Raw genomic sequence first — 20026 nt, 5'->3', positions numbered from 1 at the left:
TCGCTTGGGCCTAAGCCGCTACATCCCGCTTGCGGAACACAATCCAGGAGATCAGCAGGAACAGCAAATAATACGCAGCCAGCACGGCAATCGAGAAGCCTAGTGTGACTCCTCCGGGACCAGTATCCGAAGACAGATATACCCGCAGGTCCATGTGGGTAAACAGCAGATACTTCGCCCACTCATATCGGTCTGGGTTGAAGATGATCACAATCAGATTTTTGGCAAATATAATAAACAACGATAGACCGATAGCCAGGCCGCTGGCCCGGAATACACTGGATACCATAAAGGCCAGCGTCGCGGTCAAGAACAGCTCAACATAACGGAACAACAAATCCATAAAGGAATAGGCTGAAGGACTCCAGCCCGTCAGGGAAGTCATAACGTCTCCCGTTTGAGAAGAGAACAGGTATGCAGAGCCCAGACCAAACGCAATCAGCACCACTGTACTTAGCAGACTGAATAACACCATGGAAATGTATTTGGATAGCAGTATTTTAGAACGGCTCCACGGGCGAATCAATAACAGCTTGATGGTCCCCCAGGAGAATTCGCCCGCTATGGAGTCTGAGGCCACAACAACTGTAAATATTGTATTCAGGAAAAAGGCCACACTCACAGTCATTTGGAAGGTCTCCCAAAGCCCCATGAGATGACTCTTGTCACTAGCTGAGAAGTAGAACAACACTGGCATCAGCGCACTCATGACTGCCAGAATCAACAGCATCACCCAGGTACGTGCTCTGCTGTAGATTTTGATATTCTCATTATGTATGAGCCCCGAGAATTTACCCAATGCCTTCACCTCCGGTCATTTCCAAGAATTGATCTTCCAGCGAACGGGACAAGGCCCTGATCCCGTACACCTTAACCCCACCGTTGACCAGCAGCTCGTTCAAGGCCGGAATTTCCTCGCGTGTTACTTCCAGCACAAGGCCTCCCTCCTTCACAATCCCCCGGCCAATCAAGGCCATTGCAGTTTCCGCCTGATCCACTTCGAACAAGGTTTCCGCCGCCGCTACCACTGTATCGCCTATATTCTTCAGCTGTCTAACATCCACCAGCCGGCCATTTTGAATAATGGCCACACTATCACACATCAGCTCCATCTCGGAGAGCAAATGGCTCGATACGAAAACCGTCGTCCCCTCCTGCTGGCATAACCGGCGAAGGTAATCCCGCAGCTCGCGGATGCCCTGAGGATCTAGTCCGTTAGTAGGCTCGTCCAAAATCAGCAGTTTCGGCCGATGCAGCAGCGCCTGAGCCACACCCAGCCGTTGCCGCATTCCCAGGGAGTAAGTTTTCACCTTATCATGAATTCGGTTATCCAGCCCTACCAGCTTTATTACCTCATCAATCCGCTGCTTCGTTACGCCGCTTACCATTCTCGCATATTGGCGGAGGTTCTGATATCCGGTCAGGAACTTGTACATCTCTGGATTCTCAACGATAGCACCGACATGGGACACCGCTTCTTCAAAATGATCTTTAATGCTCCGGCCGCAGATCAAAATATCTCCCCGGCTGATCGAAATTAAGCCTACCATCATGCGAATCGTAGTGGTTTTACCAGCGCCATTCGGCCCCAGAAAACCGAAAATCTGGCCTGCCGGGATATCCAGTGTCAGATCGCTTACCAGCGTCTTAGAGCCGATTTTTTTGGTCACACCCTGTAGCCTGGCAACCGGTTCGGCAAGTTCTGTCGTCAGCATAGTCTCACTTCCTCTCTCGTATAGAAATACCTTTTCTTTTCTAATTAACCATTCCAGTGTACCACATATCCCATTTTTCCTAAAAATGTAATATGATATGAAATTATAAAAAAAGGGATTTGGCCCCTCCTGCACTGCGGAGCAGGACCAAATCCCTCTATTATTTATTTCATCATTGCAGTTGCAGTGACCTGCATTCCCCTTAACCGCCTACACGGGCAAGCTCACGCATATTGGCTTCAAAAGCGGCCATCAGAGCAGCTTCCCCGGACAAGCCGGTCTGCTCCACCTTGCGAATCTGTTGCATCATCCGTTTGTAATCCTTCGGAATGACACGAACAAACTGCGGCAGATTGTCATTCCATTGCTCAAGAACCCGTGCACCAATCGCACTACCTGTCAGCTCATTATGACGGGAGATCAGATTGAACAATTCCTCAGCTTCCTCAGGCTCTTCTACCCGTTCCAGCAGAACCATCTCCAGGTTGCAGCGCTGGATGAAGCTATTGTCCGGATCGTAGACATAGGCAATACCGCCCGACATTCCAGCAGCGAAGTTGCGTCCAGTCTCACCCAGGACAACTACACGCCCGCCGGTCATGTATTCACAACCATGGTCACCTACGCCTTCAACCACTACATTCGCTCCGGAGTTACGGACCGCGAAGCGTTCACCGGCGATTCCGTTGATATAGGCTTCCCCGCTAGTAGCTCCGTACAATGCCGTATTTCCGATGATGATATTATCCTCAGCTGCAAAGGTAGCTTGCGGTGACGGCTTGATGATCAGCTTACCACCGGACAATCCCTTGCCGACATAGTCATTGGAGTCCCCTTCAACAGTAATCGTGATCCCCTTCGGCACAAACGCTCCCAAACTTTGACCGGCAGAACCGGAGAAGTGAAGACGAATCGTATCTTCCGGCAGACCCGCCGCTCCGTATTTACGGGTCAGCTCACTACCCAGGATCGTACCTACTGCACGGTTCACGTTCGTAATCGGCAAGGAGGCTTCAACTACAGTACCATTCTCGAGTGCCGGAGCTGCCAGTTCAAGCAGCTTGGAGACATCGAGTGTTTCATCCAGGCCATGGTTCTGATACTGGCTGCGGAAGCGCGTGCTGCCTTCTGGAAGCTCTGGTGTATGAAGCAGGCTGCTAAGGTCAACACCCTTCTTCTTCCAGTGGTACGAAGCCTTCACAGCATCGAGACAATCGGTACGTCCCACCATCTCTTCAATGGTACGGAAACCAAGCTCAGCCATGATTTCACGCAGATCCTGTGCTACGAAATTCATGAAGTTAACCACATGATGCGGGTCACCTGTGAAATTCTTACGCAGATCAGGGTTCTGGGTGGCTACACCTACCGGGCAAGTATCCATTTGGCATACACGCATCATGATACAGCCAACAGCCACCAGAGGCGCTGTCGAGAAGCCGTACTCTTCTGCACCTAGCAGAACCGCTACAGCAAGGTCACGTCCGCTAAGCATTTTGCCGTCCGTCTCCAGCACTACACGGTCACGCAGATTGTTCAGAATCAGCGTCTGGTGCGTTTCAGCAAGACCAAGCTCCCATGGGAGACCGGCATGACGGATCGAGTTCATCGGCGAAGCGCCTGTACCGCCATCATAACCGCTGACCAGAATAATATCGGCCCGGCCTTTGGCTACTCCAGCTGCAATCGTTCCTACGCCCACTTCGGAGACCAGCTTCACGTTGATATTTGCACGTGGATTAGCATTCTTCAGATCGTAGATCAGCTCCGCCAAATCCTCGATAGAGTAGATGTCATGGTGAGGCGGCGGCGAGATCAAACCTACACCTGCAGTGGAGCCACGAACCTCGGCAACCCAAGGATACACCTTGCGCCCCGGAAGCTGTCCGCCTTCACCCGGCTTCGCGCCTTGCGCCATCTTGATCTGAATCTCATCGGCATTCACCAGATAGTTCGAGGTAACCCCGAAGCGTCCTGAAGCGACCTGCTTAATCGCACTACGACGGGAATCACCGTTGCTGTCAGGAATGTAACGTGCCGGGTCTTCACCGCCCTCACCGGTGTTGCTCTTGCCGCCAATGCGGTTCATCGCGATAGCCAAAGTCTCATGCGCTTCCTTACTGATCGAACCGAAGGACATCGCACCCGTCTTAAAGCGTTTCATGATCGATTCTACGGATTCGACCTCTTCCAGCGGAACCGGCTCATAAGGGGAGTTGAACTCCAGCAGAGACCGGAGGGTCAAATGCTTCTCACTCTCGCCTTGAACAAGCGCAGCATATTTCTTGTACATCTTATAGTCACCACTACGCACAGAGTGCTGGAGAAGGTGAATAGTCTGCGGGTTGAACAAATGCTCTTCCCCGTCGCTGCGCCATTGGTAGTCACCGCCGGAATCCAGCACCTTGTCATTCCCGTCCTTCTCAGTGAAGGCCCGGTGATGATGAGCCAGTGCTTCCGCGGCCACTTCCTCAAGGCCAATACCGCCGATGCGGGAAGGCGTCCAGGTGAAGTAACGATCCACGAAATCGGAATTCAGACCGACAGCTTCAAAGATTTGCGCGCCACGGTAAGACTGGATGGTCGAAATCCCCATCTTGGACAGTATTTTAACTACGCTCTTCGTCGCAGCTTTGATATAGTTCTTCACGGCCTTAGCATGCGAGATGCCGCGCAGCAAGCCTTGGCTGATCATATCGTCCAGACTCTCGAACGCCAGATAAGGGTTCACCGCACTGACGCCATAGCCGAGCAACAGTGCATAATGGTGCACTTCACGCGGCTCACCGGATTCCAGCAGGATGCTAACCTTGGTCCGGGTGCCTTGGCGGATCAGATGGTGATGCAGACTTGCTACGGCCAGCAGGGCCGGAATCGCTGCATTCTCACGGTCCACACCGCGGTCGGACAGAATCAGAATGTTGTGGCCCTTGGCGATAACGCGGTCTGCCGCCTCAGCCAGCCGGTCAATCGCGATACGCATGCCTTCGGCGCCCAGCTCCGCCGGGAACAGAATCGGAATGGTCATCGACTTGAAGCCTGCACGGCGAACATGGCGAACCTTGGCAAAGTCTTCATTGGACAAGATCGGTGTCTCCAGGGAGATTTGCCGACAGCTTTCCGGTTCCGGCTTCAGCAAGTTGCGCTCAGGACCGATCGTAGTCGTCGTGGAAGTGACCAGCTCTTCACGAATCGCATCAATCGGCGGATTCGTTACTTGGGCAAACATTTGCTTGAAGTAATTGTACAGACGCTGTGGTCGGTCAGACAGCACCGCAAGCGGAGCATCGTAACCCATAGAGGTAACAGCTTCTGCGCCGGTGGATGCCATTGGCTCAAGCACCTTACGCAGATCCTCAAACGTATAGCCGAACGACTGCTGCAATTGGAGTACATTGTCATGCTTCGGATTAGGAAGCTCCGGCGCATCCGGAAGCTCATCGAGGCTAATCAGATGCTCATCCAGCCATTCACGATAAGGGCGTTCAGAGACGATGGCTGCCTTCACTTCCTCATCGGAAATGATGCGGCCTTCCCTCGTATCCACGAGCAGCATGCGGCCTGGCTTCAGACGATCCTTGTACAGCACGTTCTCTGCCGGGATATCCAGTACGCCGGCTTCAGAAGACAGGATAATCTTATCGTCTTTTGTAACGTAGTAACGCGCAGGACGCAATCCGTTACGGTCAAGCATAGCACCGATCTGCACACCGTCAGTGAAGCCCATTGCAGCCGGTCCGTCCCAAGGCTCCATCAGGGTGCTATGGTATTGATAGAATGCTTTCTTCTGCTCATCCATGGTGTCATGGTTGTTCCAAGGCTCAGGTACCATCATCATGGCTACCTGCGGCAACGAGCGGCCGCTCAGGTACAGGAACTCAAATGTGTTATCGAACATCCCAGTATCGGAACCATCCGGATTGATGACCGGCTTGATCTTATCGAGGGATTCGCCGAACACATCACTCTTGAACAGTGATTGGCGGGCATGCATCCAGTTCACGTTTCCGCGCAGCGTATTAATCTCACCGTTATGAATCATGAAGCGGTACGGGTGAGCGCGTTCCCAGCTCGGGAACGTATTGGTGCTGAAACGGGAGTGAAGCAGCGCGATTGCCGATTCCAGATTCTCATCCTGCAGATCAAGGTAGAATTGTCCCACCTGCTCTGTGGTCAACATTCCTTTATAAACGATTTTGCGACAAGATAAGCTTGGCAGATAGAAGGATTCTCCCTCTTCTGCACCGCTGTAACGGATAGCCAGCTCAGCCCGTCTGCGGATGACGTATAGTTTCCGCTCGAAGGCCAGCTCGTCGGATACCGCTGCGGAACGGCCGATAAAGACCTGACGCACATAAGGCTTGGCGGCTTTAGCCGTCTTACCCAGCATCTCGTCAAAAGTAGGTACGTCGCGGTAGCCGAGCACCTTTTGGCCTTCTTCGGCAATAATCTCGCTTAAGAGAGCCTCATGGCGGGCTCTGATCTCCTCGTTATGAGACAGAAAGATCATACCCACGCCATAATGGCCTTGCTCAGGCAGTTCAAAGCCAAGCTTCTTGGCTTCTAAGGCAAAGAAACGATGCGGGATTTGCAGCATAATGCCGGCTCCGTCACCGGAGTTCGGCTCGCTTCCCTGGCCTCCCCGATGCTCCATGTTAATGAGCATGGTCAAAGCATTGCTTACGATTTCATGGGACGGTACGCCTTTAATATGGGCGACAAATCCCATGCCGCAAGCATCTTTTTCGAACTGGGGATCATACAGGCCCTGTTTGCGGGGCAGTTCAGTGTGTCTCATCTTACGCAACCTTTCTATAATAAAGTGGGGCGGTATCTCGAGAAAATTCAACATATTAAAAATCTAAATAATTATTCCGCGGTGATTTGGTTTTACTAGTGTATCACCGGGGTTTATGCTGGGCAAATTATAGTTTTTTATGATGTTGATAACTATAGTTTTTGCTGTACAGCTTTACTTAACCAAAGATTTATTTGCATTTCCATGTAGAGTAATACATATTCTTTGCATTATTTTTTTCGCACTGAAAAATGTTTCATAAATTTTTCTAAACTAGCTCTTTTTTAACGAAAAATGTCACTTCTGAATGCGCAAGAAGCGCTCCACATGGGAGCGCTTCTTGTTGTATAGGCCAAACCTAAACAGCTTACCAATTATACAGTTAATACTTTTTCATTCTTCAAAGCCATTTCATTATCCTGGCTGCGTGTCATGAAGTAAGCGAGGGTAAGCAGCATGAAGATCACGCCATAGATAGCAAGTCTTCCCATATCGCCCCACATTGCACTGTAATCTCCGGTAGAGATCACTGCCTTTAATCCAGCGACACTGTATGTCATTGGCAGTATCGGGTTAAAGAACTGCATCCAGTCTGGAATCAATTCCAGCGGGAAGGTACCGGCGCTTGTTGTCAATTGGAAGATCAGAATGACAATGACAATGAAACGACCCGGGTTAGCCAGCCAGGTTACAAGCGCCTGGATAATCATCATGTAGGCAAGACTTGTGATGAAAGTGAACAGATAGAACAGAGGTACACTCTGTACTTCCAGACCCAGGCCATACAGGACAATCATAGCCGCCATCAACGACTGAAGCAGACTCATCATCGAGAATGTCAGTGTGCGGCTGATAAAACGGTTGAACCGGGTTGCTTCTGCAACCTCCGATTCACGCGTAGGAATAACCAGCGTGCAGATTAGTGCCCCTACGAAAAGACCAAGCGACAGGAAGTATGGTGCAAAACCTGTACCATAGTTAGGTACTTTGTTGATTGCATGATCTTCGATAACTACAGGCTCAGCAAACATTTGAACCATAGCATCTGTTTTGCTCACGGCACTTGTCTTCTCCGCAGCATCATCCAGTTTGGTAGCCAGTTCATTGGAACCGGATTTCAGATCAGCCATCCCGTTCTTAAGTTCCCCGGCACCGTCGGCCAGCTTCTTGGAGCCATCTGCTACAGCGCTGATGCCGTTACCCAGCTCGCCAACTCCGTTCAGAAGCTTCGAAGTACCTGCGCCCAGCGCTTTGCCGCCATCGGCCAGCTTGCTGCCGCCGGCTGCTGCTTCACTCAGCTTCTCGCCAAACTGCTTCATACCAGCGGTCAGCTTATCGCCGCCCGCTGCCAGCGCAGAAGCGCCTTGCGCCAGCTTCTGCTGTCCTTGCAGCAGCTGTGTGCTGCCTGCGTTCAGCTGCTTGGCACCGTCATGCAGTTGGCTTACGCCGCCTGCCAGCTGCTGCGAGCCCGCGTTCAGCTGCGCCGCACCTTGGGCGAGCTGTTCTTGGCCGCTGTGCAGGGCGCTTGCGCCCTGTGCCAGCTGCTGCTGGCTTTGCTGAAGCTGTGCGTTGCCGTCAGCGACCGCTTTACTAGCGGCGAGCAGCTTTTGCACTGCCGGATTCTCCGCAAGCTGCGGATTCGACTGGGCCAGCTGTTGCAGGCCGTCAGATACTGCTTTTGCGCCTTCAGTGACTTTGGCGCTGCCTTCTGCGGAAGCCTTCAGACCGGCTTCCAACTGCGCGCTGCCTTCTGTAGAGGAGTTCAATCCCGCCTGCAGCTTGCTGCTGCCGTCAACCAGGGATTGTGCGCCTGCTTGCAGCTTGCTTGTGCCGTCTACAGCGGCCTTTGTTCCTTCTTGCAACTTCGTTGTACCAGTAACGGCCTGCTGGAGACCGGTGCTGAGTTGCTTGCTACCGGACGAGCTTTGGTTCAAGCCGTCTTGAAGCTGCTTCTGTGCAGCGGACAGCTGCTGCAATCCGCCAGCCAATGTGCTTGTGCCTGATTCCAGGGCAGCTGCACCAGTGTTCAGATCAGTGACGCCTTTAGTCAGAGGCTCTACGCCATCTTTCAATTTGCCTGTGCCATCGGTCAGCACCAGCAGGTTCTCTTTCAATTTTAGCGCGCCGTCATCCAGCTTGCCTGCGCCGTCGGCAATCTTGCCCGCTCCCTCTCCTGCGTCACCAAGACCGCTGGAGATTTCAGTGATTTTATCAAAGACGGATTCAGTATAAGCTTCGGTAATCTTAGCAGATACTTTCGCCTTGATTTCCTTCACGGCCGTTCCCCCGATTTGTCCAGCCAGGAAGTTGTAGCCTTCATTCGGCTCATAAATAATTTTGGCCGGCTGCGGATTTTTATCCAGCAGCGTTGTTGCCTTTTCGGAGAAATCCTCAGGTACGATAATGGACATGTAGTACTTGTTGTTCTTAAGACCGGCGTCAGCTTCTTCACGACTTACAAAATTCCACTGAAAGCCATCCGTCTCCTTAAGTACTTCTATCATGTCACTGCCGGCTGTCAATTTTTTTCCTTCATAATTGGCGCCCTTATCTTGATTCACCACGGCGACCGGCAGTTCATTCATTTTGCCGTACGGGTCCCAGAATGCCTTCAGGAACAATCCGCTATACATCACCGGAATGAAGAGGACAACTATGATCGGGATCAGCAACTTAGGATTTCTAAGAGCCGCACCAAGGTCCTTGATAAACACGGATAATGATTTCATTCTGGTTCTCTCCTTTTGAACATATGCTCTTTTTAAATGTGTTTGTTGTGTTTCTTTAATGCTGTACGTATGAAATATTGCTGTAACACCAAGTGACTGTTTTCCCCATTCAGTCACTCAAAGCCATAAAAAAAGCACCATCTCGGTGTGCTTGCGACGAAGCAGGAAACCTTTTTGCAAAAAAATTATGAACATACAAGGTATGAGGAAATAGATGATAGGGAAAGCAGATATGAGGAGTGCCATCCCTATGCCGATTCTAAACATTACTGTGCCAGCCCTTCAGCGAGAAACAAACGAAAGTAGTCCTTAATTTGCTCTTTGTCCAAAGGCGTGTGCGTTTTGTTCAGCTCGGCAGTCAGCACAATGTACAGCCTGAACATTACCACCGATACAATTTTAGGGTCGCAGGGCTTGATCTCACCCTGTCGGATTGCGAGTTCCACCTCCCGTTCGATATATTCCAATACTACGCTCTCGATCTTATCGAGTCCTTCTTGAGCCTGCGGCGTTCCGAATTCGCGATTTTCCTGGGAAAGCTTGATGAATAGCTCGTGTTCGCTTCGAAATTCCAACAAGGCATCCAGCACGCGGTGCAGGTTATCAAAGAAGGGCTTGTCGCGCCTGATCTCCCGCTCGGCAATCATCTTCATCTCAGTCATCATGTCACGCAGGATTTCATCAAACAGCTGTTCCTTGTTCGTAAAAAAGGTGTAGATGGTTCCTTTGCCGACATTCGCTATCTTGGCCACCTGATCCATCGTGGTCGCTTTATAGCCGAATAATGAAAATGATTTGGTCGCGGCCTGAAGCACCTGCTGCCTTCGATCTACCACAGCCACCCGTACACATCCCTTCTCAAGAAATAATGGTTACCATTGAACTTCTGACCATTTTACTAATACGGTCAATTGGTCATTTCCTACTTTAGCACTTTGCCTATATATTTGCAATACCTTAAGGCTAAACATTTTATTTTTTTATTTTATTGCAGTGTTTTAACTTTCTATTTACGTCTTATTTGTATAATGTGAAAAGAGTGAGGATTTGCCACGTATATATTATAGATAGATTGCCGCAATTCTACTCATGAAGGAAAGTAGCAGGTGAACTTATGCGAAAGAAAAGAGTACTGCTGTTTTCGGAAGGCTTTGGAACAGGCCATACAGGGGCAGCCTATGCTCTGGCCGAAGGAATAAAGCTGCTGAATCCGGATGTGCAATGCCGGGTAATCGAGCTGGGCAGATTTCTTAACCCAACGGTCGCTCCTTGGATTCTTTCCGCTTACCGAAGAACCGTCAGCAGCCAGCCCAAACTGGTCGGCATGATGTATAAGACCCAATACAACAAATCACTGAACCGGTTGACCAAACTAGCCCTTCACCGGATTTTTTATACTCACGCTGCACAGGTCATTGAGCAGCTCAAGCCTGACCTGATTATCTGTACCCACCCCATTCCGGCTGCCGTCATCTCCCGCCTGAAGCGACAAGGTCTTAATGTGCCACTGTATACGTTGATTACGGATTATGATGCGCATGGAAGCTGGGTGAACGACGAGGTAGACCGCTATCTGGTGTCCACTGCCCGTGTTAAGGCCATTCTTACCGGCCGCGGCATTCCTGCCGAGTATGTGACCGTGACTGGCATTCCGGTGCATCCCAAGTTCTGGGAAAGATCGAATAAGACCCAGCTTCGCAAAGAACTCGGCCTCGCTGACATCCCCACCGTACTGATTATGGGCGGCGGCTGGGGTCTAATGTTCGGCAAGGATGTCATGACCTCGCTCACCTCACGGATGAACGAGATTCAGCTTATCTTTTGTATGGGCAGTAATGACAAGCTCGTGTCCAAAATGCAGAGCAACCCGCTGCTGAGTCACCCTAATGTCAAGATTATCGGCTACAGCAAAGAGATCAACAAGCTGATGGACGCGTCCGATCTGCTGATCACTAAGCCCGGTGGCATGACCTGCACGGAAGGCCAGGCCAAAGGCATCCCTATGCTGTTCTACAAAGCGATTCCTGGTCAGGAGGAAAAGAACTGCCAATACTTCGTGGAACTGGGGCTAGCGGAGGTCCTGGACGCCGCAGTCGTGGACAAATGGTTCACCCGCATGATCCGGGAGAGAGGCTCGCTGGAGGAGCAGCGGAAGCGCCGGCTGGCTCCTGACCGGCACCAGCCGCGTCACTGTGCGGCCACGGTCCTGGAGATGCTCGGCAAGCCGGCAATCGGCCTGTCAGAGAGCCGGGGATCACGATCACAGTCTAGAAGCGAGGAGGCCGTTCTGCTGACGCCCTGAGCGGAAGCAGCTACTGCCTGCTCGACTTGGCTGTCTCGCATATTATAGAAACGAAACAATAAGAGGGTGTCCGGCAAGCCATTGGCTGCCGGCACCCTCTTATTGTTGTGCAGAAGCTGAAATTATATATCGACACTCTCTCCCGGTTTAAGCGGAAAGCCTGTGATCCCTTCCTGGCGCAGCCGATTGCAGAAATCGTCGCCGTCCTGGGCAATGGCAGGAAACGTATTGTAATGAAGTGGAATAACTTTATCTGCCCGCAGCCAACCAGCGGCCAGCAGCGCATCGTCAGGACCCATGGTCAGCATATCCCCAATTGGCAATGCAGCCAAATCAATGTGATTGCGCTCCCCAATCAGGCGCATATCGCTAAATAGTGCGGTATCCCCGGAATGAAACAGCGTCTTGGCGTCAGTGGTCAGCAGGATTCCTGCCGCTTCACCTCCGTATATCCATGAATCCCCCTCTGCAATCGAGGAAGAATGAATGGCCTGGGTGTACTTGACGGTAAACCCGCCGTACGTATGACTGCCGCCAATGTTCATATGCTTAACCTCTGCTCCCTTGGAACGGCAATACTCCGCCAGCTCATATACAGCAAAGATAGGACATTGATTACGCGCAGCAATAGCGAGCGCATCGCCAAAATGGTCGGAATGGGCATGGGTAAGTAAAACTGCATCTACCGTAATTTCATCGGGAGAGATACCGGAGTTTGGATTCCCTGACAGAAAGGGATCAAAAATAACTTTGCAGCTTTCGGACTCTACCAGCAAGGCTGAATGTCCATAATAAGTGATTTTCATGACAACAGTTCTACCTCCAGGTTCATAATAGACTACTTACCCTATAATGAGCCGAGGTTCCCAAAAAAATCAAATTATTTATAAAAAGTATGATTGCCGATTGTTTTGACATACTTCTGGGTATGATGTACCGTCAAATCTTGCGCAAGTTTTAGCGACAAAAAGAAGTAGGTGTCGTCTGCAACCTCCTTGATTCCCGATAGTGCGGCGTTAACAGCCTTGATACAATCCTCATTAGGCTTCACGCGATTAAGACGACCGTTCGCCACTGGACTGAACTGTCTCTTCTGATAGATTACTTTATGCATCGTGTCGGGGAATTTGGCTGACCGTAGCCGGTTCAGAACAACGTTGGCAACTGCCACTTTGCCCTTGTACGGTTCGCCTTCCGCCTCTGCCATGACGATTTTTTGCAGCAGAAGCAGGTCTTCTCCGGAAACTGTGTAGCGCCAGGTTGCTTTATCTTTCTGTTCCTGGCTTAGTAGCTCCGTCCGGGAGAAGTACAATATGATGGGGGGATGTTGCTGAGTTGCCGCGACCTTCTTTGCTTCGGTCTGACTCCCCTTTGATGCCGTTGCCGTTTTTTGCAGCGTATGTTGCACCGCTGGTGTGACTGGTACAGCTGCAGCCTTTGTTTTGACGGCGGCTTCCTTGACCACAGCAGTTTTAACCGTGTCTGCTGCGGCAATGGTTTGTCGGTTTAACCACTCAGCCTTCTGCTGAAGGCTCCACTCTGGCTTGGGTTGTATCACAGCACTGCTGATCACCGGATGTATCGTGCTTTGTATCTGTATCCTCGTATGGTTAGAATCTGTTGTCTTTGGTGCCAGCTCCAGCGCCGAGGTCACTGGGGGCGCACTCAGTTTGCCCTGGACTTTAGTTAACTTCCCTTCTGTCGTTGGTTCGGGATGCAGCAAGTTTATCGCTGAGAAACTCACCAGTATCACGCCAATAAGCAGCGCAATATAGCGGTTTTGTTTATAAATAACCATAATTCTCCTCCTATATCACGGCACATTCCTATTCTATGTAACCGAAAATGGAAGATTTGAAAACTGTCCTTTGTCGAATTTTTTAGAAGAATGTCATGTTTTCAACATTTTCATACATAGGAATGGCACACATTCTGGTAGCATACAACACAAGGCTATCTACCGTCCAGTGTCGAATAGAGGACAAATGTTCCCGTTTTTGCCGTAAAACCTCCGAAAATTCGACAAATTCGGCCTTATAAGGGATGTCACCGCGATATTTCCGGGCTAACGTCAAATGCGGCTTATAGGATCTGTCCTCTGCCACAAAGCCTAAAGGCACTGTAGCGGTAGTTACCGCGCTCTGTAGAGCATTAAGTTTCTCTAATTCACCGCTGAGGCCCGCCCATAATACACGTGGTGAAGCCGGGAGGCCAAAAGTATCAAAGCCCTCCAGAGAAAGTTCAAACGGGGTCCCTGCAGCGGCAACTTTTTTAAGGGCTGCAATCAAACCCGGGATGTCCTGCTTCGCTGTATCTCCCAGAAATTGCAACGTAATATGATAATCTTCGGGGTGTGTCCATTTGGCAAATGACACTTCCGTAGCAAGCGACTGACACAGACTCCCGAGAGATTCGCGAATCGCCGGGGGCACAGGAACTGCAACGAACAGGCGCTCTTTATCGTGGCTTTCCTTCTCATTCTTCATGGTCATTTCACCTTTCGTGGTAGATTTGTTATCCTTAAACATATCTATTCGTTCAACCATAGAGCATAACGGGAGGGAACCAACATGACTAAATCCATTGTATGTCTTCAGCCCCTGACACCTAGCCAGCAGGCAAAAATCAGAGAGGCCGCCCCGGGCTATACACTTGAATTGGGAAGCGCCAAGGAACCAGACCTTCAGCAGCTCGCGGGCGCCGAAATCGTTATTGGCTGGGCTAAGGGAATCGGAGAGGCTCTGCTTGACGGAGAATCGCAGCTGCGCTGGGTACAAAGCTGGTCTGCCGGCATCGATAAAATGCCGCTACCACGCCTGCAGGAACGCGGTGTCCTTCTAACCACAGCTAGTGGCGTACATGCCGAACCTATCGCAGCCGTGATCTTCGGCTTCATCTTGAGCTTCACCCGAAACCTGCACAAGGCTGTGCTTAACCAGAGCAAGCGTGAGTGGCATTCCTATGGAAATGAAACCGAATTGTCCGGCAAGACAGCAGTCATCTTCGGCACCGGAGCGATCGGAGGCGAAACGGCGCGAATCGCCAAAGCCTTCCGTATGAAGACCATCGGTGTCAGCCGTACAGGCAAGCCGGCAGCAGATTTTGATGAGGTCTTCCAGATCAGCCAATGGCAGGAGGCAGTTAGCCAAGGCGATTTTGTGATCAACACATTGCCGCTTACAGACGATACACATCATTTATTCAACGCTGCCCTCTTCTCGGCCTTCAAGGAAGGTTCCTATTATATCAATATCGGCCGCGGAGGCACCACACATACCGGCGATCTGATCGAAGCCCTACAATCGGGTCATATCCGCGGTGCCGGTCTGGATGTATTCGAGACTGAACCGCTGCCGCAGGATCATCCGCTGTGGGGAATGGAGCAGGTGATCATTACACCGCATTCTGCCGGCAATACGGATCGCTATGCCGACCGCATTGTTGATATTATCACCGAGAATCTGAAATCCTATATTGCTACAGGTTCACCTTCTCTCAATAAAGTTGACTATAGTCAACAATACTAGGTCTGCATGCTCAATTAAGCCTCCGCATTACTCTTTACAGACTTCGTAAAGGGTGCGGAGGCGTTTTTTAATACTAATTACACTTGAAATCTGGAGACAGACTCCTTCAACTCACTAGACAAAGATTTGAGATATTCAACACCGGCAGCGACCTCGCTTGTGGCGCTTACCTGCTGCTGGGCTGAAGCCGAAGTCTCTTCCACCGAAGCAGCCGATTCCTGTGACAGCGCCGAAATATGCTGGCTAAATTCATGCATCGTCTCACTGGACTGCTTCATCTGCCTCAAATCGTTTCCGATTTCCTCCATCGTTTCAGCCATTACCTGAACCGATTGATTAATGTCTGACAACGCAGCCCCGGTCTCCACAATTTGCACATTGCCTTCTTCGGTCTTTACCACCCCGTCCTGCAAATATCTCACTACTTCCTTGGAGTCATGCTGAATCCCTTTCGTAATGCCGGTAATCTCCGTTACCGTCCGCTGTACATCCTCAGACAGCTTACGCACCTCTGTGGCAACCACTGCAAAGCCGCGTCCACTCTCACCAGCTCTTGCTGCTTCAATAGCTGCATTAATGGCCAGCAGATGGGTCTGCTCAGCGATATCACGGATCGAACCCACAAGCCGGAAAATCCCCTCATTTTTCCTATTGAGTTCTTCCAGGGTAGCCATAGACTGCAATACTGCCTCTGTGATCTGTCTCATATATGTAACAGAGCTTTCCATCAGAACTTTGCCACGTTCGCCTTTATGTAGTACTTCCAGTGAATATAGTCCCAGCTCATGACTTTTCCCAGTAAAATCTTCAATCAGCTTGTTCAGGTTCTCAATCGCTTTGGAAGCATCCACTGCGGCCTCAGCCTGACTTCCGGAAGCCGTTGCAAGTTCCTCCATCGTAACGGCAATCTGCATGCCGCCCTCTTTAGTCTCGGTGATGGAGCGAACCAGCGTTTCGCTCTGATCACCAATGATCTGGGATACACTACGGATTCTTTTAACAATATCAAACAACGCATGATTCATTTCATTCACGGTATTCGCCAGCACGCCGATTTCATCCTCGTTGCCAATCAAAGTGTCCTCGACCTGCAAATCTCCGGTAGCAATTCGTTTCAAATGCACCGTCACTTTCTTCAGAGGAACAATCATCGCCCGGTTGATGACCAGATTAATGATCCCGATCACTACAAGCACAAGCAGCATGGTTATGATCGTCACCATAACGGAGCCCTGGAAAATGTTTGCCGAAATCTTATCCTTGGTGTTACCTTCTTCCACGCTGTGTTTTACAAGGGCTTCCATATCCTCTTGCATGTTATTAAAAGCAGAAATACCCTTCCGGGACACTTCCAGCGCTAACTGGTCATCGTTCCCCTGACTTAGTTTCAGTACCTGGTCATTCATCATCATATATTCCGTCCATTTGCTGCTTAGGGACTCGAAGCGTTTGGTCTGCTCCTCACCTTGGAGCTTGCTCTGATAGCTCTTCATGGCAGTAGCTACTTTACGGATATACGCGTCGCGTTCCTCCTCCAGCTTGCTCATCTCTGTCTTGTCAGAGCTTTGGATATGCTGCAAAGTAAGCGACATAATATGCTCCGTATAATAATTGATGCTGTGAATCTCGTTTAATTCGGGGATTAGACCTCTTATGATTTCACTGCTATTTGACTGCATCCGGTTCATTTGAAAAAGAGAGAGTACCCCACTGATCACCACCAGCAGTGCCAGAGCCACATAAGCCGAGGTGAATTTAAAGCTGATGCTTCGTTTGCCGTTGGATATGATTGTCTTGAGTCTGCCTGCCGGCAAGCGGGAAGCCGAGTTTTTAATTGTATCCTTGAATCCTGAAGCTTTGTCCATACCCTTGAGCCCCCTCATCTTTTTTCAACATTTTACATTCTGTTTACAATACTTTCTTTTCATTTCAAAAATGACGAAAAAAAACGCCCCTCCCTATATTTTCGGCAGGTGGCGTGCATTAATTTATATGGTTTTACCCGGGGATAGTACACTTTCTGCAAGCAGGCGATAAGAAGCCCGCCGCTTCTCATAGTCTTGGAGTGGTGTGAAAATCAGCAGCTCACCAGTGCCGCACCGATGGGCCATCTGCTCCAGATTCTCCTTAAGCTGCTGCGGTGTACCGCTTAGCAATGGCGGTCCCGATTTGTCTTCGCCAGTGCCAGCTCCTCTGTCACCCTGCTCCGCATGATCTGGCCATCTGCTCTCTTCAGCCAGCAGCGCAGCTTCCTCCGCGCTACTTGCACATATCACAGCCACCGCAACCATGCTACGCGGCTCTGGCATCAGCAGCGAAGGCTCAAAATTACGCCGGTATTGTTCCAGTACCGGCTCAGCTTCTTTGTCGCTCATGTAGCTGCCAAAAACATAGCCCGTCCCAAACCGGGCAGCATATTCCCCGCTGCGCACACCTGTGCCGAGCAGCCATGGCACAGGTGGCACGGCTGGCAGCGGCCGGGCGGTAACGGGCTGCCCCTCATAAGCGTAGCCGTCCTGAAGCAATTCCATGACCGCCCTGATCGTCTCGGGCAGCTCAGCTACTGCTTTCAGGAAATTGCCGCTCAGCGCCATCGATGCATGCGGCGGCCCACCCGGTGCCCGACCGAGACCAAGCTCGATTCTGCCCGGGCACAGCGCTGATAGCAGGTGGAACGATTCCACGACCTTCAGCGGGCTGTAATGGGGCAGGAGCAGCGCGCCGGAGCCAAGCTGAATCCGGGAGGTCAAGGCGCCAATATGCCCCAGCAGCACTTCAGGCGATGGACAGGCCAATCCCTGAATATCATGATGCTCCGCTACCCAATAGCGATGATAGCCCCAGGCTTCTGCTGACTGAGCCAGCAGCAACGCCTCTCGCAATGCTGTTTCCGCGCTAATCCCAGACAAACGCGGAGCCAAATCCAGCACGCCCAGCCGCAGTGATTCCATAACTGCCTCTCCTTTCAAATTCCTGTACCTCTCCTAATCAAGATCATAAATCGAGCCGACCTTAAGACCGTACAATTCGTTGTATATTTTCTCGGCAAATGCATCTGTCATGCCGGCGATATAATCAATGACCATATGCTCCCAGGTCCAGATCGGCTTCGCCTGCCGCTGGTCCTTCTCGAAGCGCTGCAACCAGTCGGATGGAATTATCGCTTTAGAGGTATCCGGGTCCAGGAAGGCTCCCCAGAGCCGGCGAAGAATCCATTCACTTCTTTTTTGAAGCCGCTGCACCCGCAAATCGCGAATCATGGTGACCCATGCGAAACTTTTCAGGACACTGACTGTACGCAGCATATCCGTATCCTCCTGCCCCTCTTTAATGAAGGTAACCTTCTTCCAGTCTCCATCCGTGATCACGCCAAGACTGGCCACAAAGGTGCTTACCCAGTAGGCCTTTACTTCCCGGCGGGTTCTGGAATAATCATTCTCACAGGTCGGCAGCTTCTCCTTCCAGACACGGAGGAATGCACTGAGAACCTCCTCCACCTTAGCCCGAATGCTCTCGGTCTCCCAGCCCTGCCAGAAGAAATCCTCCAGCGTAGTGATCTTCTCGACAATCAGACGCTGGATATAGTCATCATGCATGAAGTGTTCATGTACTTCGATCTTACCAGCCTTAATGCCATCCTCAAGATCATGTGCAGAGTAGGCTATGTCGTCACAGAGATCCATGAGCTGGGCCTCCAGTGTTTTCTTACCAGCAGGAATTCCCCAATCGCTGCGGATTTCAGAGATGTATTCCCATTCATGCAAATACAGGCCTTTCTTCAATACTGTACCTGGAAAAGGATATTTATTAATGCCCAGCAGTACAGCATCGGACAAGTTTAAACCGTCAATGTTCTCCCGCTTTTCCAAGAACATAATCAGACGGAAATTATGAGCATTCCCTTCAAAATGCTCGTAGCGCTGCTTCATCTCATCCTGAATAAACAGCTTCTCTGCAGGATCAGCACCTGCCAGACGGGCTGCTTCATTCGTTTTATTCTCGATCAACTGCTGCAGAATGCTATCCAGCACCTCTTCTCCTTTATGTCCAAAGGGCGGATGGCCAAAATCATGAGCAATCGCCGCGCACTCTACCACCTCCGGATCAATCACCAGACCGGGATTGTCAGCCTGTCCGGTCTCCACTTCCGGATAGGATCGCAGCAGGCTTTTAGCGGCCTCGCGAGCAATCTGGGCGACTTCCAGCGAATGGGTCAAGCGTGTACGGTAATAATCACCAGTGCCTGCGCCGAAGACCTGGGATTTGCCCTGGAGCCTTCGAAACGTCGGCGAATGAATCAGGCGGGAATAATCTCGCTCATAAGCAGCACGCGACGTCTCCAGGCGTGTAATCTCCGGATACTGCCGGTGTTCTCTTTTATCAATCAGTGTCATGTTCCCCACCCTATCCTGTAATCTTTATTTAGTAATTTATTATAGAACATATTACCCCGAACTTTCACCTATATAAGCCAAAGATAAAAAAGTAACAAGAAGCGAGATGGTTAGGAATTAACAACTGGAAACAATTTAACAATCTAATAACTATGCGGTCTGGAAATATTACTGTGCAGGGGAAAAACACATTTTGAGGAGGAAATACATTGATGAAGAAATTAGCTGTTGCCGCCATTTCTGCCTGCTTGTTGATGTCCGCTGTATCAGCTGCTAGTGCGGCTCCGGTTGAGCCTACGAAACATGAGAAGAAAGCACATGCTCAAACCAAACACAAAGCTAAGGCACACCATAAAGCTCATGCCAAAGGAACACATGCGAAGAGTCTAAAAGCCAAAAGCTTGGGACACAAAACTTTAAAAATCAAGAGCCTGAAAGCCAAGAGCATTAAGACAAAAGGCATTAGCACCAAAGCCACTAAATTGCCGAAAACAGGCTTCGGCGGCGCGAGCGAACAAACGGAGTAAGGAGGACGAAAGGGGGAGGACAACTCCCTCTTTC

14 protein-coding genes are annotated in these 20026 nt (G+C 50.6%); 3 read left to right on the top strand and 11 right to left on the bottom strand.

What is annotated here, in order from left to right; all coding sequences use genetic code 11:
• Positions 1 to 10: 10 nt before the first annotated feature.
• The 5 genes from HPT30_RS24505 to HPT30_RS24485 all read right to left on the bottom strand — a co-directional run bounded on the left by HPT30_RS24505 (position 11) and on the right by HPT30_RS24485 (position 10084).
• Positions 11 to 799, bottom strand: coding sequence for an ABC transporter permease (locus HPT30_RS24505; RefSeq protein ID WP_175373927.1), 789 nt, complete (start codon positions 797 to 799; stop codon positions 11 to 13).
• Positions 792 to 1715 carry an ABC transporter ATP-binding protein gene (locus HPT30_RS24500; protein WP_175373926.1) on the bottom strand — a complete coding sequence of 308 codons (924 nt, stop codon included), beginning with the start codon at positions 1713 to 1715 and terminating at the stop codon, positions 792 to 794. The genes HPT30_RS24505 and HPT30_RS24500 overlap by 8 nt, the downstream gene beginning before the upstream one ends.
• Positions 1716 to 1917: 202 nt before the next feature.
• The gene (gene gltB / locus HPT30_RS24495) at positions 1918 to 6513 is read right to left on the bottom strand and encodes a glutamate synthase large subunit (protein WP_175373925.1); all 4596 of its coding nucleotides are present in this window, start codon (positions 6511 to 6513) and stop codon (positions 1918 to 1920) included.
• 374 nt (positions 6514 to 6887) lie between these two features.
• On the bottom strand, positions 6888 to 9242 hold the full coding sequence (locus HPT30_RS24490) for a YhgE/Pip family protein (RefSeq protein WP_175373924.1): 2355 nt from the start codon (positions 9240 to 9242) through the stop codon (positions 6888 to 6890).
• Between the two features lie 266 nt (positions 9243 to 9508).
• Positions 9509 to 10084: a TetR/AcrR family transcriptional regulator gene (locus HPT30_RS24485; protein WP_175373923.1), complete on the bottom strand. Its 576-nt coding sequence runs from the start codon at positions 10082 to 10084 to the stop codon at positions 9509 to 9511.
• Positions 10085 to 10356: 272 nt separating this feature from the next.
• On the opposite strand from HPT30_RS24485, the gene HPT30_RS24480 reads away from it, so the two are divergent.
• A complete protein-coding gene (locus HPT30_RS24480) occupies positions 10357 to 11544 on the top strand; it encodes an MGDG synthase family glycosyltransferase (protein ID WP_175373922.1) in 1188 nt (395 codons plus the stop codon).
• 122 nt (positions 11545 to 11666) lie between these two features.
• Here HPT30_RS24480 and HPT30_RS24475 read toward each other — a convergent pair whose 3' ends face one another.
• From HPT30_RS24475 to thpR, 3 genes are all read right to left on the bottom strand, one after another.
• On the bottom strand, positions 11667 to 12350 hold the full coding sequence (locus HPT30_RS24475) for a metal-dependent hydrolase (RefSeq protein ID WP_175373921.1): 684 nt from the start codon (positions 12348 to 12350) through the stop codon (positions 11667 to 11669).
• Between the two features lie 74 nt (positions 12351 to 12424).
• On the bottom strand, positions 12425 to 13342 hold the full coding sequence (locus HPT30_RS24470; protein ID WP_175373920.1) for a cell wall hydrolase: 918 nt from the start codon (positions 13340 to 13342) through the stop codon (positions 12425 to 12427).
• Positions 13343 to 13424: 82 nt separating this feature from the next.
• Entirely contained in the window at positions 13425 to 14030 is a 606-nt protein-coding gene (gene thpR, locus HPT30_RS24465) for an RNA 2',3'-cyclic phosphodiesterase (RefSeq protein ID WP_175373919.1), read from the bottom strand.
• Positions 14031 to 14114: 84 nt separating this feature from the next.
• On the opposite strand from thpR, the gene HPT30_RS24460 reads away from it, so the two are divergent.
• The gene (locus HPT30_RS24460) at positions 14115 to 15071 is read left to right on the top strand and encodes a D-2-hydroxyacid dehydrogenase (RefSeq protein ID WP_175373918.1); all 957 of its coding nucleotides are present in this window, start codon (positions 14115 to 14117) and stop codon (positions 15069 to 15071) included.
• A 77-nt stretch (positions 15072 to 15148) separates the two neighbouring features.
• Here the strand turns inward: HPT30_RS24460 and HPT30_RS24455 are convergent, their stop codons facing one another.
• From HPT30_RS24455 to HPT30_RS24445, 3 genes are all read right to left on the bottom strand, one after another.
• Positions 15149 to 16936, bottom strand: a complete 1788-nt coding sequence (locus tag HPT30_RS24455; RefSeq protein ID WP_175373917.1) for a methyl-accepting chemotaxis protein — start codon at positions 16934 to 16936, stop codon at positions 15149 to 15151.
• 123 nt (positions 16937 to 17059) lie between these two features.
• On the bottom strand, positions 17060 to 18022 hold the full coding sequence (locus tag HPT30_RS24450) for an MsnO8 family LLM class oxidoreductase (RefSeq protein ID WP_175373916.1): 963 nt from the start codon (positions 18020 to 18022) through the stop codon (positions 17060 to 17062).
• Between the two features lie 33 nt (positions 18023 to 18055).
• Positions 18056 to 19465, bottom strand: coding sequence for a deoxyguanosinetriphosphate triphosphohydrolase family protein (locus tag HPT30_RS24445; protein ID WP_175373915.1), 1410 nt, complete (start codon positions 19463 to 19465; stop codon positions 18056 to 18058).
• Between the two features lie 212 nt (positions 19466 to 19677).
• Between HPT30_RS24445 and HPT30_RS24440 the strand changes: the two genes are divergently transcribed.
• The gene (locus HPT30_RS24440) at positions 19678 to 19992 is read left to right on the top strand and encodes a hypothetical protein (protein WP_175374050.1); all 315 of its coding nucleotides are present in this window, start codon (positions 19678 to 19680) and stop codon (positions 19990 to 19992) included.
• The last annotated feature ends 34 nt before the right edge of the window (positions 19993 to 20026 follow it).

The organism is Paenibacillus agri, assembly GCF_013359945.1.
Lineage (GTDB): Bacteria > Bacillota > Bacilli > Paenibacillales > Paenibacillaceae > Paenibacillus_AQ > Paenibacillus_AQ agri.
Note: the sequence above shows the minus strand (reverse complement) of the source record. Positions and strands in the feature narration are given on the sequence as shown.

Coding starts and splice junctions, on each gene's coding strand:
- HPT30_RS24500 (WP_175373926.1), bottom strand. CDS start 1,715: ATGCTGACGACAGAACTTGCCGAACCGGTTGCCAGGCTACAGGGTGTG.
- HPT30_RS24475 (WP_175373921.1), bottom strand. CDS start 12,350: ATGAAAATCACTTATTATGGACATTCAGCCTTGCTGGTAGAGTCCGAA.
- HPT30_RS24455 (WP_175373917.1), bottom strand. CDS start 16,936: ATGGACAAAGCTTCAGGATTCAAGGATACAATTAAAAACTCGGCTTCC.
- thpR (WP_175373919.1), bottom strand. CDS start 14,030: ATGAAGAATGAGAAGGAAAGCCACGATAAAGAGCGCCTGTTCGTTGCA.
- gltB (WP_175373925.1), bottom strand. CDS start 6,513: ATGAGACACACTGAACTGCCCCGCAAACAGGGCCTGTATGATCCCCAG.
- HPT30_RS24440 (WP_175374050.1), top strand. CDS start 19,678: ATGAAGAAATTAGCTGTTGCCGCCATTTCTGCCTGCTTGTTGATGTCC.
- HPT30_RS24490 (WP_175373924.1), bottom strand. CDS start 9,242: ATGAAATCATTATCCGTGTTTATCAAGGACCTTGGTGCGGCTCTTAGA.
- HPT30_RS24450 (WP_175373916.1), bottom strand. CDS start 18,022: ATGGAATCACTGCGGCTGGGCGTGCTGGATTTGGCTCCGCGTTTGTCT.
- HPT30_RS24480 (WP_175373922.1), top strand. CDS start 10,357: ATGCGAAAGAAAAGAGTACTGCTGTTTTCGGAAGGCTTTGGAACAGGC.
- HPT30_RS24460 (WP_175373918.1), top strand. CDS start 14,115: ATGACTAAATCCATTGTATGTCTTCAGCCCCTGACACCTAGCCAGCAG.
- HPT30_RS24445 (WP_175373915.1), bottom strand. CDS start 19,465: ATGACACTGATTGATAAAAGAGAACACCGGCAGTATCCGGAGATTACA.
- HPT30_RS24470 (WP_175373920.1), bottom strand. CDS start 13,342: ATGGTTATTTATAAACAAAACCGCTATATTGCGCTGCTTATTGGCGTG.